The organism is Collinsella sp. TF12-2AT (assembly GCF_003436735.1).
GTDB lineage: Bacteria > Actinomycetota > Coriobacteriia > Coriobacteriales > Coriobacteriaceae > Collinsella.
Genome location: NZ_QSQK01000015.1, coordinates 35,516 through 48,875, shown reverse-complemented (window position 1 = coordinate 48,875; position 13,360 = coordinate 35,516). Strand labels below are relative to the sequence as shown.

The 13,360-nt window shown below is 54.2% G+C and carries 13 protein-coding genes; 11 read left to right on the top strand and 2 right to left on the bottom strand.

Annotated features, from left to right (window positions below):
• Window positions 1–194: 194 nt before the first annotated feature.
• A complete protein-coding gene (locus DXD24_RS09175) occupies window positions 195–1,148 on the bottom strand; it encodes a hypothetical protein (RefSeq protein ID WP_117564417.1) in 954 nt (317 codons plus the stop codon).
• 171 nt (window positions 1,149–1,319) lie between these two features.
• Here DXD24_RS09175 and DXD24_RS09170 point away from each other — a divergent pair, with 171 nt between their 5' ends.
• The 11 genes from DXD24_RS09170 (at window position 1,320) to DXD24_RS09125 (ending at window position 12,549) form a co-directional block, all read left to right on the top strand.
• The gene (locus DXD24_RS09170) at window positions 1,320–1,541 is read left to right on the top strand and encodes a hypothetical protein (protein ID WP_233502378.1); all 222 of its coding nucleotides are present in this window, start codon (window positions 1,320–1,322) and stop codon (window positions 1,539–1,541) included.
• A 100-nt stretch (window positions 1,542–1,641) separates the two neighbouring features.
• Complete coding sequence (locus DXD24_RS09165) at window positions 1,642–1,923, top strand: DUF2087 domain-containing protein (RefSeq protein WP_055251466.1); 282 nt, start codon at window positions 1,642–1,644, stop codon at window positions 1,921–1,923.
• Window positions 1,901–3,085, top strand: a complete 1,185-nt coding sequence (locus tag DXD24_RS09160) for an MFS transporter (protein ID WP_082435530.1) — start codon at window positions 1,901–1,903, stop codon at window positions 3,083–3,085. Before DXD24_RS09165 ends, DXD24_RS09160 begins: the two co-directional genes overlap by 23 nt.
• A gap of 7 nt (window positions 3,086–3,092) precedes the next feature.
• A complete protein-coding gene (locus DXD24_RS10040) occupies window positions 3,093–3,911 on the top strand; it encodes a hypothetical protein (RefSeq protein WP_147324147.1) in 819 nt (272 codons plus the stop codon).
• The gene (locus DXD24_RS09155; protein WP_233502379.1) at window positions 3,856–5,412 is read left to right on the top strand and encodes a radical SAM protein; all 1,557 of its coding nucleotides are present in this window, start codon (window positions 3,856–3,858) and stop codon (window positions 5,410–5,412) included. The genes DXD24_RS10040 and DXD24_RS09155 overlap by 56 nt, the downstream gene beginning before the upstream one ends.
• 312 nt (window positions 5,413–5,724) lie before the next feature.
• On the top strand, window positions 5,725–7,725 hold the full coding sequence (locus tag DXD24_RS09150; RefSeq protein WP_117564415.1) for an NAD(+) synthase: 2,001 nt from the start codon (window positions 5,725–5,727) through the stop codon (window positions 7,723–7,725).
• A gap of 118 nt (window positions 7,726–7,843) precedes the next feature.
• On the top strand, window positions 7,844–9,007 hold the full coding sequence (locus DXD24_RS09145; protein WP_117564414.1) for a pyridoxal phosphate-dependent aminotransferase: 1,164 nt from the start codon (window positions 7,844–7,846) through the stop codon (window positions 9,005–9,007).
• A gap of 201 nt (window positions 9,008–9,208) precedes the next feature.
• Window positions 9,209–10,159: an L-lactate dehydrogenase gene (locus tag DXD24_RS09140; protein ID WP_117564413.1), complete on the top strand. Its 951-nt coding sequence runs from the start codon at window positions 9,209–9,211 to the stop codon at window positions 10,157–10,159.
• Between the two features lie 114 nt (window positions 10,160–10,273).
• Complete coding sequence (locus DXD24_RS09135) at window positions 10,274–11,176, top strand: Mbeg1-like protein (RefSeq protein ID WP_117564412.1); 903 nt, start codon at window positions 10,274–10,276, stop codon at window positions 11,174–11,176.
• Entirely contained in the window at window positions 11,146–11,433 is a 288-nt protein-coding gene (locus tag DXD24_RS09130; protein WP_117646565.1) for a hypothetical protein, read from the top strand. Before DXD24_RS09135 ends, DXD24_RS09130 begins: the two co-directional genes overlap by 31 nt.
• 111 nt (window positions 11,434–11,544) lie before the next feature.
• Complete coding sequence (locus DXD24_RS09125; RefSeq protein ID WP_022094136.1) at window positions 11,545–12,549, top strand: nucleoid-associated protein; 1,005 nt, start codon at window positions 11,545–11,547, stop codon at window positions 12,547–12,549.
• 78 nt (window positions 12,550–12,627) lie between these two features.
• Here DXD24_RS09125 and dapD read toward each other — a convergent pair whose 3' ends face one another.
• The gene (gene dapD / locus DXD24_RS09120; RefSeq protein ID WP_117564410.1) at window positions 12,628–13,347 is read right to left on the bottom strand and encodes a 2,3,4,5-tetrahydropyridine-2,6-dicarboxylate N-acetyltransferase; all 720 of its coding nucleotides are present in this window, start codon (window positions 13,345–13,347) and stop codon (window positions 12,628–12,630) included.
• Window positions 13,348–13,360 lie beyond the last annotated feature (13 nt).

Genomic DNA, 13,360 nt, shown 5'->3' with positions numbered 1-13,360 from the left:
GGCCGAGGCCGCCTCGATCAATTTGCGAAAGAATCTTGACGGTACCTTGCTCATGGCAAATCTCCTCTTTACACATGTAAAGCATCTTACCATCGCATGGCGCTCGCCATGGCGGCGCCCAAGGCAAACGGGCGCGAACCGCTGTCGATTCGCGCCCGTTATACAGGTCGGTTATCTATGAGAGGCAAATGTGCCTAGTTGCCCGATGTCGCGCCTTGGCTTGAACTGTCAGATGCCGTGCCGGACGCGGTTCCGCTCGAGCTGTTGGTGTTGCTGTTGTCGGTAGATCCCGTACTCGGTGTATTGCCATTCGCCTGGTCGCCCGTGCTCGGTTGAGAGCCGTCAGTCGTTTGACTTGAGTCAGTCGTGCCGGATTGCGTGCCGCTGTTGTTCGCAGAGGAATCGACGCCCTGCGATTGGTTTTGGGTGTTCGAGGACGAATTGGCAGAGGTAGAACTGTCTTGCGTATCGTCCGTCTGTGCCTGCTGATCCTGCGACTGGGTGTTGCCATTTGCATCGCTCTCGGTCGTGCGCGACGACAGGATTGGCTCTGGACGCTCGCCCAGACCCTCACCGGCAGTGGTGATAAGGATGGCGCCGGCGCAGGCGATGACCGCGACGATGGCGATAGCGATCGAGAAGACGATGACCTTCTTTTGCGTCTGGCTGCGCTCAGCCGCCGCCTTGGCGCGCAGGCTGTTGGGAGCGACGCGCGCCGTGGTCGCGCGTCCCGCAACCTGGCGCATCTCCTGCGTGGTTGCGGCGCCACCTAGGTGCTCCTCGACATTGGGCTCAACGGGCTCGTAGGCGCCGGTAGGGTAGTCGACAGCGGCATGCGTGCCCTTGATTGCTTCGGCGCTGGCGGAGATAAAGTGGCGATAGACCTGCGAGGACACAACAGTGATGACTGAGCTCACAGCGGCACCAATCACCGAGCCGGCAATGCCGATCTTTGAAGCAAGCGCCACGCTCGTGGCGGCAGCTGCGGCGCCGGCGATGATCTGGGGAATGGAAATGTCGTCAAACAGGCCCTTTTTGGGCGCGATGGCCATGGTCTGTCCGATGGAATGGTTCTCGTGCACGCCGTTGTTGAGCGCGGCCGGTGTCATGACGCGCGTGCGCGGCGCGTCAGTGTACTTGGTTGTCATACGGGGTCCTCCCGGTGTAAATCTGCTTCGTTTTGTGTAGCCATCAGGGTACCCACCAGATGTGAATCGTACGTGACATTAAACAGATACCATCAACTCATCAAGGGGGCTTGCTGTCTTTGGTGCAATAGCTTGATGCTAAACTGGATTTACGATTGCGAGGTGGTTTACGTGATGTACCCGTATATGACGTTCGAAGACGGTACCGAGGTCATTCATTCTGACCTGATTGCGGATGGCGATATCGAAAAGGTTATCGTGCATTTTGAACGACCGACGGCAGAGGGCTTCGACTCCGCTCGTTGTGAGTTGCCTTCCTGTTCGTGGACTGACTGGGAAGGGCATTTTACTCAGAGTGAAAAACGAGCTTTCGAAGAGTGTCTGAGCAAATAATTTAGATTAGTTCGAGTTTAGTTCGAATAAAGAAGCTGAATGCGATGACCTAAAGCGTATGCATTTTTAGTATTAGATGCGTATGAAATGGAGGATGTGAATGGATGAGCTAATAGACTTTAAAAAACGATTTCTCAAGAATGGCGAGCTGGTTTCAATTCCAAAAAAGGAAAGCTATAAAAGAATCATGCTGCTATGGGCCGTCTCTTTCTTTGAATTAAATACAAGTTATACGGAGCTTCAGGTTAATCGTGTGCTGTCACAGCTCTATCCTGATTATGCCGTGTTGAGGCGGTACTTGGTTGATTATGGATTCCTATTAAGGGATGAACGAGGCCTGAAATACGAGGTTAATCGTGATGTTCACGGTATTGAGAGCTAGCCGTCCGGTTCGGGTCCTATATATTGCTAGAGGGATAAGCGAAATAGGCAATTGGTGTGCGAATATTGCTTTGCCAATGCTGATTTACGAGGTAACTCACGATGTTTCTGCAACTGCTTTGATGGTCTGCTGCAGATTTGCCCCCTCTCTGTTTTCAGTTGCGCTCGCGCAGCTGCCTCAGAAGATGGGTATCGGGACACTGCAGGCCATGAGATTGGCAGACTTAATTCGCGCGGGATTATTCGTTTGCTATATTTTTGTTGATAGTAAATGGAGTATGTTTGCTATTACGTGCGCGGTATCGCTTTGCCGAACGGTAGAAATGCCCTGCTTTTACTCGTTGTTAAGAGCCAATACGAATAGTATCAATCGCGACGTAATTAATAATTCGTTTGGGTTCCTGCAGAATTTGATGATGGTTCTGGGGCCAGTTGCCGGCGGTTTTGTTGTCGCTCAATTTGGGGCGGAGGCTGTTCTTGCATTAGACGCGCTTTCTTTTGCCGCGTCGTTCTGGTTGCTGCGAGATGTTCCGTCGGTTATCGAGGTTAATGATAAAGAGGGAATAAGCAAAAATGAAAAAAACAGGACTGCATTTAGTGATCTTAGCGCGAAGCACTTGGCAATTGGTTTCCTATTAATCGATATTTCTAGTGGCGTGGCATTCGGCTCTCTGAATTCTCTTTTGCCAGCTATAGCGCAATTGCAATTTGACTCGTCATCGATACAATACGGATTCCTTCAGAGTAGTCTTACAATCGGACTGTTGTTCGGAAATACAATATATGGTCGTTTAATCAGTGGTTCCGATTGCGTTAAATCATATTGTTTTGTGACGTATCTTGCGCTCGGTGCGTATCTGGCGTTTGGCTATCGCTATGCGTCTGGGATATCGTTTATTTTCCTTTTTATCGTCGGTGCCGGAAACGCCATTCAAGATGTGCTTCTCATAACATCGCTGCAGGATTTGGCGAGAGACGGATCTGAATCGATAAGCCTGTTTTCAATTAGGGAGTCTTTGCAATCGGTTGCTGTTGTTATTTCAACACTTCTTGTTTCGCTGTTCACGAGCATCGCGATGTTCTCAATTCTCGTTACAGGACTTGGTGTATTTTCAATTATGATGGTAGTTGTGTTTCAATTAAATTATTTGCGAAAGATGTGACGTTGATATGCCTAAAACGCTTTTAGTATTTCCCCCAGGATGGAGTCCAGTGGGGCCGTATCTTGCCTTGCCTGTTTTGAAGTCATATCTTCAAGAGGTTGAACAATACAAAGTTGACATTGTTGACTTAAACGTGGAATTTTACGATGACCTCCTATCTTTTAGACATGTCGAAGAGTGCTGTAAAAGGTATCGGGAATCAAAGGATTCGTTTAGTTCGAATGTTCAATTAACAATCGAGTTGATACAAAAGTCGGCACTTAATGTTGACGAGGCAAAAGATATTTTCAGATCGAAGAGATACTTTAATCTAAAAGAAAGACAATATGCCGAAAACATTTTTAGAAATGCACTCTATATCATAAATCGCGTCTCATATGGAGTTAAATACACGTTCAACTCCATAGATCTGCCCTATGATTATTATTCGACACCAGAAATAATGAAATCGCTTGCGGATACCTTGCATAATCCGTTTATTTCCTTCTATGAAACTGCCTTTCTTAAGCGTATTCAGAGGGAAAAAATCGAGTTTATTGGGATTTCGGTGAGCGGCTGTTTCCAATTGATTTCTGCAGTTACGTTAGCGAAACTGATTAAGGAAGAATGTCCATCTGTTAAACACGTCTCATTGGGCGGCAATTACATTACTCGTTTAGCAGATGACTGCATGAAAGAATGGCATCCCTTTTTTGAATACATTGATTCGATAATGATGTATGACGGCGAAGAGCCGCTTGCACGTCTTCTTGAGGCTCTTGACTCTGGTGATGACAATCTCGACTGTGTTCCAAACCTTTGCCATGCTAAAGGTGGAAATATATAAAAACCATCGGATTGAGCAAACATTTATCAACGATACAGTTCCCGATTTCGATGGCTTCGCCCTTTCTAAATACTTCATGCCTGAGTTAATATTGCCGGTTTATTCCTCTAGGCAGTGTTTTAATCATTGCGCCTTCTGCACCATTCCCGGTGCTACCGGTGGTTGTTACCGAAAGATGCCTATATCGAGAGTATTTGAAATAATGTGTCGGTTAAATGAAAAATACGGCACGAGAGTTTTCTCTTTTGTGGATGAAACATTCGAAGGCAAAAGAATGGAGCAACTCGCGGATGAAATAAACGCATCGGGAAAAACGTTTTTCTGGCATGGAGAAACGAGGTTCTCTCCAACCCTAAGTACAGAAGTTTTTAACAAGATATACCAAAGTGGATGTAGGCAGATTCAGTTTGGCCTCGAGTCATACAACCAAAGAGTTCTTGATCTAATGAAGAAGAACACGAGAGTTGATTGGATTGATCGCAATATCCATGATTGTCTCAATGCGGGTATTCCTGTTCATCTATTTTTTATGATTGGCTTTCCGACCGAAACTAAAGAAGAGGCTCTGAACACCTTAGCTTATACAGAGAATGTTTTGAATTATTCAAAACAGGTATGTGGTGTTCCATATTCCACGAGAGGATTTACGAATTTTGGTCTCGTTATGGGGTCGGATGTTTGGAATCATCCCGATAAGTATGGTGTCTCTGTAATGCCGAAGTCCCAATATGAGGATTTGCGCCTCGAAGTGGATTATGTTTCAGGCACTGGTTTAACTTTAAATGAAGCAAAATCCTTATCTGATGAGCATCATATTGATTTTTATATGCAAGAGGTCATAAACGGTAGCGACACAATTGACTTGCCCCAGCGGCTTCATATTTCAGAGGTGACCTGGATTCTAGATTCTATTCACGCTGTCAGGTATAAGGGACATTTGACCAAAGTAAAGCGACGGCTAACTAGTCTAAATCCAGCTGATCGAATCTGGCTGGATTCCAAGACCTCTGTCGTGCTCGTTGAGCCATTTGCCTACTTCTATAATTCTGAATACCATCATGTCTATGCTGTTTCCCAGTTGGTATACCTTAAGTTGGCCCGTTTATTGGAGGCCGATTGTAGCATTTCTCTTATTCTTGATCAGGGCGACCTCGAGCTGACAAGGGCGATAGAAGAACTGTTGCATTATGGATTGCTGAATACAAATATCGATGCCGATTATGTAATGCACGATAATGGTTTTCAATTGGTTAAAAGTTCGTTTGTTAAAGAAGTCGGACGCTCAAAAGAGGGGTTAAGAGTACTGCTGAGTTGTGCCACCCATAGAATGTGTGCGGTTAATGATTTTTCGTTCGCTTTGCTTTCGTTGTTTGAAAAGCCGATTACTAAGAACGAGGTGCGCGACATTTTGAAAAAAGAGGGACTATCGGCAAGCGAGGAGCAATTAAACAAGTTGGTTGATAATTGCATGAAAGCAGATATACTACAATCGATTAGATAGAGGAGGTTTCTACATGGACGTTATTAACAAAGATCTCTTGGAGCAACTGAAAGAGTCTCAGGAAGAGGGCGTCGTGGTAGAAGTGTTCGACTTTGAGGACTACATGGATAAATTCTGCCATTAGTTTCGGAATTTACTTGCCTCGCTTAAAGGAGAAGTCGATTATCGATTTCTCCTTTTTTAATTAAAGATATTTTTGGAATACATGCTCTTAGCACAGGTTGGCGTCTCAGTAAACTGGGAGGTTGCTTTGGCTAGCTAGAGATATGTGAACGTCCGTTAGACTGAATCTCAGGGTAGAAGGGGCCTCCAGTGTCCAGATCAACAAGGCAATGCTGCGTTTCGGCTAATAAGAACCATGGCTTTTTGCGTGTGGCGGCGGCGTCGCCGCGGATTCGCGTGGCCGATGTCGAGGGCAATGCCGAGGTTGCGCTGACGGCTGTTCGTGAGGCTGCCGAGCGCGGCGTTCGCGCGTTGGTACTGCCCGAGCTCAACCTGTGCGGCTATACCGCGGCCGACCTGTTCCATAACCGCACGCTGCTGCATGCCTGCGAGGCGGCGCTCGTGCGCATTCTCGATAAAACCCGTGAGCTGCCGATCGTCTTTACCATCGGTCTTCCCGTCGCGGTGGCCGAAAACATCTACAATTGCGCCGCCGTGTGCTGTGCGGGCGAGCTTTTGGGCCTTACGGCCAAAAAGTACTTGCCCAACTACGGAGAGTTTTATGAGCGCCGCTGGTTTGCTCCGGCGCCGGCCGATCCCGTGTGGATTGAATTTGCTGGTCAGGGTCCGGTGCCGCTTGGCTCGGGGCTTGTCTACCGCTGCTGCGATGAAGGTGCCGAGGATCTGGTGCTGGGTGTCGAGGTGTGCGAGGACCTGTGGGTACCGGCGCCCCCCTCGACCGAGATGGCGCTTGCTGGCGCGACGGTGATCCTCAACCCGTCGGCCTCGGACGAGATTATCGGCAAGGCGGATTACCGCCGCAGCCTCATCTCCAACCAGAGTGCGCGCCTGTACTGCGCCTATGCCTACGCGGATGCGAGTGAGGGCGAATCTACGACCGACATGGTCTTTGCGGGCGAGAACCTGATCTACGAAAACGGCTCTAAGCTGGCCGCCACCAAACTGCTTACCTGCGACATGGCGGTTGCCGATGTCGACCTCGATCGTCTGGTTGCCGAGCGCCGTCGCTCGACGACGTGGACGCGCGCGGACGATGCGCCGGAGGCCACGACCGTTGAGTTCTCTTTTGAGGGCGTGTTGGCCGAAGAGTCTGTCCTGCGCGATGCCTGCGATATCGACCGTGTTTTCCCTCGCGCGCCTTTTGTGCCGGCCGACCACGGTGATCTGGCCGAGCGTTGCGAGACTATTCTCAATCTGCAGACTGCGGGCCTCAAGACCCGCCTTGCCCATACGGGTACCAAGGCTGCAGTCATCGGTCTTTCGGGTGGCTTGGACTCCACGCTGGCACTGCTTGTGACCGTGCGTGCCTTCGATGCACTGGGACTGCCACGCACGGGTATCACGGCGGTTTCCATGCCCGGCTTTGGCACGACGCATCGCACCAAGTCGAATGCCGAGTCGCTCGCCCGCGACCTGGGCGTGAGCTTCCGCGAGGTTTCGATTCACGCGGCCGTGGAGCAGCACTTTAGGGACATTGAGCACGATCCGGCCGTGCAGGACGTGACCTACGAGAACAGCCAGGCCCGCGAGCGTACGCAGATCCTGATGGACCTGGCCAACCAGGCTGGCGGTTTTGTCATCGGCACCGGCGACCTGTCGGAGCTGGCGCTCGGCTGGGCTACGTACAACGGCGACCATATGAGCATGTACGCCGTCAACTCGAGCGTTCCCAAGACGCTCGTGCGCCATCTGGTGCGCTATGCGGCCGATGTCTTTGGCGGGCGCATCGCCAAGGTGCTGCTCGATATCCTCGATACGCCGGTGTCTCCCGAACTTCTGCCGCCCACGGGCGACGGCGAGATTGCGCAGAAGACCGAGGATTTGGTGGGCCCGTACGAGCTGCACGACTACTTCCTCTACTACCTGCTGCGTTTTGGCTTTGAGCCCGGCAAGATCTACCGCATGGCGCTCAAGAGCTTTGAGGGTGTCTACGATGCCAAGACCGTCCACACGTGGCTGCGTACGTTCTACCGTCGCTTCTTTGCCCAGCAGTTTAAGCGCAGCTGCCTGCCCGATGGTCCCAAGGTGGGCTCGGTGACGCTCAGCCCGCGCGGCGATTGGCGTATGCCGAGTGACGCCAGCTCGCATCTGTGGCTTGCGCAGATCGACGCACTCAATCCAATTGACTAAGGTTGGCTAAATTGAACCAATACGGGGTTTGCAAGCGTTACACTTTTGCAATCTGATGGCCCGTATCGCGCGGCGCTCTTGTCGGAGCGCCGCGTTTTTTATATCGAAAGGTGGCACCATGCAGGCATCGCAGCGTCTCGACCGCTTTGGCGCGGAGGTCTTCGCCTCGCTCAACAACAAGCTGCTCACGCTGAAGGCTCAGGGTAAGACCATTTACAACATGAGCGTGGGAACGCCCGACTTTAAGCCGTACGACCACGTGGTCGAGGCGCTCACGCAAGCGGCCCAGGACCCCGAGATGTGGAAGTATGCCCTGCGCGACCTGCCCGAACTCAAGCAAGCCGTGTGCGATTACTATGAGCGCCGCTTTGGCGTTTTGGGCATTACGCCGTCTATGGTGCAGTCGTGCAACGGCACGCAGGAGGGCGTGGGCCACTTGGGTCTGGCCCTGCTCGATCCGGGTGACACCATCCTGGTGCCCGATCCGTGCTACCCGGTCTTTGAGGCGGGTGCCAAGATTGCCGATGCCAAGCTCGAGTACTATCCGCTGGTTGCCGAGCATAATTACCTGCCCTATGTGGCGGGTATCGATCCCGAGGTGGCCGATCGTGCCAAGTATATGATCGTATCGCTGCCCGCCAACCCGGTGGGCTCGGTGGGCATGCCCGAGGTCTACGAGGAGATCATCGCCTTCGCCCGCGAGCACGACCTGCTCATCGTTCACGACAATGCATACTCCGATATCGTGTTTGACGGTGAGCCGGGCGGCAGCTTCTTGCAGTATCCCGGTGCGCTTGAGGTGGGTGTGGAGTTCTTCTCGCTCTCCAAGTCGTTTAACGTCACTGGCGCCCGCATCGGCTTTTTGGTCGGCCGCGAGGATGTGGTCTCTGCCTTTGCCAAGCTGCGCGGCCAGATCGACTTTGGCATGTTCTTCCCGATCCAAAAGGCTGCCATCGCCTGCCTGAACGGTCCGCGTGATGAGGTGGAGGCGCAACGTCTGAAGTACCAGGAGCGCCGCGACGCCCTGTGCGACGGTCTTGAGGGCCTAGGCTGGGAGCGCCCCAACGCGCACGGTTCCATGTTTGTGTGGGCCAAGCTTCCCGGCGGCCGCACTGACTCGATGGCGTTTTGCGAGGAGCTCATGGAGAAGGCCGGCGTTGTGGTGACGCCGGGCGCGAGCTTTGGTCCTTCGGGCGAGGGACACGTGCGCATGGCGCTGGTCCTGCCGCCCGATCAGATCGCTCTGGCTGTCGAGGCTATTCGCGAGGCGGGCCTGTATTAGAAGATCATTTAGGCTCGTCAATAGTTCGAAACCGATTTCGTGCAGTTATTTTACGAATCCTGCAAACAATTTCGGTAAACGGTCGATTTTTGGCTGCGAATAGGAGCATAATCAAAGTCCCGATTGGATGTATTGGGATTACGGCAAGCCGCTCGGGTCGTTCCCGGGCGGCTTGCTTGTGGAGAGAGATGGGAGTTTCTAATGGTTAACGAGAAGAAGGTCGCTATTGTCGGTTGCGGTTTCGTCGGTTCGTCTTCGGCGTTCGCGCTGATGCAGAGCGGTCTGTTCTCCGAAATGGTCCTCATCGACGTGGACAAGAACCGCGCCGAGGGTGAGGCTCTGGATATCGCGCACGGCATGACGTTTGCCGAGCCGATGAAGATCTACGCCGGCGATTATTCCGATGTCGCCGACGCCGCCATGATCGTCGTCACCGCTGGCGCTGCCCAGAAGCCCGGTGAGACCCGCCTGGACTTGGTCAACAAGAATGTCAGCATCTTCAAGTCCATTATTCCCGAGATTAAGAAGTCTGGCTTCGACGGCATTCTGCTCATCGTCTCCAACCCGGTCGACGTTCTGACCTACGCCGCCATCAAGATGTCCGGTCTGCCCGAGGGCCACGTCATCGGCTCCGGCACCGTGCTCGACACCGGCCGTCTGCAGCAGATGCTCGGCGCCCACGTCGAGGTCGACCCGCGCGACGTTCAGGCCTACGTCATGGGCGAGCACGGCGACTCCGAGTTTGTCGCTTGGTCCAGCGCTCAGGTTGCCGGCGTGCCGCTGAACACCTTCTGCGAGCTTCACGGCCACCTGGAGCACGAGGCCGCCGAGAAGCGCATCGCCGAGGACGTCAAGAACTCCGCCTACACCATCATCGAGAAGAAGCACGCCACCTACTACGGTGTCGCCATGGCCGTTAAGCGCATCTGCACTGCCGTCATGCGCGATGAACAGACCGTTCTACCCGTCTCCTCGCTCATGGTGGGCGAGTACGGCCTGTCTGATCTTGCCATCTCCATGCCGACCGTCGTTGGCCGCGACGGCGTTGTCTGCCGCGTCCCCGTGCCGCTGGACGATGACGAGCAGCATGAGCTTACCGCCTCCGCCAAGGCCCTCAAGGACATCATCGACAGCGTCGACTTCTCCTGCTAAATCCAGCTCTTTTGGGCAACAGGCTACAATGAAAGGCGTCCGGTCCACACGGTCCGGGCGCCTTTTTGGTGCAAAGTAACCCTACCCCAATGCGCCATAGTTGATGGGAGAGTCATGTCGGATTCGCCTAATTTTTTGACATATGCCCAGACGGTGTTTGATCCGTTTGAGGAGCGGTCGTTCTGCGCGGTGGATAGCCTGGTCTTTGCGTGGTTGTCCTATTTACGTTTGCCGGGTGATATGGCGGAGCTGACGAACTGGCAGGGCCTAGACGTACGCGAACTGCTGCGTGCCGAGTGCTACCGGGACATGATTGACGACTTGTGGGATCCAGAGGGGAGCAGGGCCTTGTTGGAGGCCGTGGCAGCAAACCCTCGTTACCGTGGCGTGCACGTTTGCGGCTATCGTGCCGTGAGCGATGTGGTAGCGACAGAGCAGTTTGCAGCCATGGCGTTCCGGTTTCCGGCGGGGTTTAGCTATCTTTCCTTCCGGGGGACCGACAGTACGATTGTGGGCTGGAAAGAGGACTTTAACATGGCGTTCCGGTGTCCTGTGCCGGCCCAGGAATCCGCGGCGCGCTATGTGGACGAGGCGGCGGATGCGATTGACGGGCCGCTTTTGTGCGGAGGTCATTCCAAGGGTGGAAACCTTGCGGTGTACGGTGCGGCGATGTGCTCCGATGTCGCCCGTGAGCGAATCGAACGGGTGTATTCCCATGATGGTCCTGGCTTCGTCGAGGAGTTTCTGAACGGCAACGCCTTTGCCGATCTTTCCGGCCGCATCGATAAGACGCTACCTCGGTCGTCGATCTTTGGCATGATGTTCGAGACACAGGAGGACTATGCCATCGTTGAGAGCACTGAGTTCAGCCTGCTGCAGCACAATCCCTTTAGCTGGGTGGTTGATGGTCGCGACTTCGTGTACTGTGAGCGCCTGTCCGCCGGTGCTCGATACGTTGATGGCTCCATTCGCGAGATGCTCTTGCAGTGGGGCCTGCCGAGCGCGAGCGTTTTGTAGATGCATTGTTCTCCGTGTTTGAGGCTACGGGTGCTGAGCGGTTTGCGGATATCGCTGGGAATCTGCGCGAGAGCCTGCCCGTGATGCTCCAGGCTGCACAAGGCTTTGACAAGGATACGCGACGCTTTGTCTCGCAGACCATCGTGGCAATCCTTAAATGCGCACTGCTGCCCAAACGACCCCAGATCGACATGCCCGCTGCCGGCAAGAGTTTGGCAGAACAGCTCGAGGCTTGGCAGTCCGAGCTCCTGCGCTAGCCATTGGTGCAAAGCAACCTGTCCCCGATGTACCAATCTTCGATGCGCTCGGGGAGGGCTCGACCGCTATACTGGTTCGTGCCGAAATCGATCTAGAACGGAATGCCGTATATGAAAATCAATCACGCGATTCTGCATATCCTGGACTTTGACTCTGCCGTCAACGTCATGAGCCAGCGCGAGCTCGATATCGAGAGCCGTACCGTGCGCAACTTTGTGACCACGCATCTGCGCCGCGCACGAACCTCGGCCGACAATAAGCGCGCCACGTTTGCCGAGAACTCTGCGTTTGGCGGCGAGCTCAAGGGCTATTTCTTTGGCGAGCGCGAGTTCGTAGACCTGTCGCAGCAGATTGCGGAGTTTATCTCCTCCGAGCTCACCAAAGCCGAGAAAGCCGAGTCCACCGACGTGCTCGTGGCCGATTTTGACGACGATGAGGATGCCCGCTGGTTTGCCGTGATGCTGCTGGGCTCCAAGCAGGCTTTTATGCACGAAGTGGGCCGCGAGGAGGGAGAGGTGCGCAACGACATCGCGCGCCACTACGCCATTCTGCCGAACCCCTCGCAAAAGGTGCCGAGCTATGCCATCGTGCGCGCGAGTACCATGGAGATCGGCTACGTGGACAAGAAGCGCAAGATTGCCGGCGAGGACCGTATGCTTATCCCCGATGGCCTGCTGCAGTGCGACACGGGCGTATCGGGCAAGGAGGTCATCGACACCGTGACGCGTGTGGTCGAGGAAGTCGCCGAGGAGCACGGTGCCAATACGGCCGTAGCGCTCGCTAAGGTTAAGGCTGCCGTTGCCGAGAAGGTCGAGGATGACGAGGAGCTTCCGCCTTGGGATATCGTCGATGAGGTCTTTGAGGACGAACCGGTCATCAAGGAGAGCGTACGTGCGGCGCTGACCGAAGAGAAGGTGCCCGAGCGTGTGCCCGTGGAGCGCAAGCAGGTCGAGCGTGCGGCCGTGCGCAACCACAAGATTCGTACCGACACGGGCATCGAGATCAGCTTTCCGGCCGAGATGGGCTCGAACTCCGAGTACATCGAGTTCGTCAACGAACCCAACGGCCTCATCTCCATCGAGCTCAAAAACATCGGCAGCATCGAGAATCGATAGCGGCTCGAGTAGATTGACCGTAACGAAAAGGCCAAAGCCCTTTGGGGCTTCGGCCTTCTTGGTAAAACCGCGTAACTATTAAAGCTGACGTAGTCCCTCTTCGAGGCCGGTCTTGCTGTCGGTTTTCTCATCGCGCATCTTGATGACGCGGGCGGGGACGCCGGCCACGACGGCACCAGCGGGGACGTCCTCGACGCACACGGCGCCGGCGGCAACGACAGCGCCCTTGCCTACGTGCACGCCTTCCAGGACCACGGCGTTGGCGCCGATCATGACATCGTCCTCGATGATGACGGGCGTGGCGCTTGCGGGTTCAACGACGCCTGCCAACACGGTTCCAGCGCCGATGTGGCAGTTCTTGCCCACTGTGGCGCGGCCGCCCAGCACGGCGCCCATGTCGATCATGGAGCCCTCACCGATGACGGAGCCGATATTGATGATGGCACCCATCATGATGACGGCGCGATCGCCGATCTCGACGCGGTCACGGATGATCGCGCCCGGCTCGATGCGGGCGTTGATGCCCTTAAGGTCGAGCATGGGCACGGCGGAGTTGCGGCAATCGTTCTCCACATCGTAGTAATCGATGGAATCGGCATTGGCATCAAGGATGGCTTTGAGCTCATCCCAGTCACCAAAGACGGTCTTGCCACGACGACCGCCGTAGACGTGCGCATTGCCCCACTGGACCTTCATGCCGGGCTTCTCGCGCACGTACAGTTTGACGGGCGTCTTTTTGGGCGCTGTGGCGATGTAGTTGATAATCTCCTGGGCATCCATCTCGGCTGCATTGCTCATTTGCTGTCTCTCC

Excerpts from the sequence above, each read along its gene's own strand:
- DXD24_RS09175 (WP_117564417.1), bottom strand. The coding sequence starts at position 1,148 with ATGACAACCAAGTACACTGACGCGCCGCGCACGCGCGTCATGACACCG.
- DXD24_RS09165 (WP_055251466.1), top strand. The coding sequence starts at position 1,642 with ATGGATGAGCTAATAGACTTTAAAAAACGATTTCTCAAGAATGGCGAG.
- DXD24_RS09160 (WP_082435530.1), top strand. The coding sequence starts at position 1,901 with ATGTTCACGGTATTGAGAGCTAGCCGTCCGGTTCGGGTCCTATATATT.
- DXD24_RS10040 (WP_147324147.1), top strand. The coding sequence starts at position 3,093 with ATGCCTAAAACGCTTTTAGTATTTCCCCCAGGATGGAGTCCAGTGGGG.
- DXD24_RS09155 (WP_233502379.1), top strand. The coding sequence starts at position 3,856 with ATGACAATCTCGACTGTGTTCCAAACCTTTGCCATGCTAAAGGTGGAA.
- DXD24_RS09145 (WP_117564414.1), top strand. The coding sequence starts at position 7,844 with ATGCAGGCATCGCAGCGTCTCGACCGCTTTGGCGCGGAGGTCTTCGCC.
- DXD24_RS09140 (WP_117564413.1), top strand. The coding sequence starts at position 9,209 with ATGGTTAACGAGAAGAAGGTCGCTATTGTCGGTTGCGGTTTCGTCGGT.
- DXD24_RS09135 (WP_117564412.1), top strand. The coding sequence starts at position 10,274 with ATGTCGGATTCGCCTAATTTTTTGACATATGCCCAGACGGTGTTTGAT.
- DXD24_RS09125 (WP_022094136.1), top strand. The coding sequence starts at position 11,545 with ATGAAAATCAATCACGCGATTCTGCATATCCTGGACTTTGACTCTGCC.
- dapD (WP_117564410.1), bottom strand. The coding sequence starts at position 13,347 with ATGAGCAATGCAGCCGAGATGGATGCCCAGGAGATTATCAACTACATC.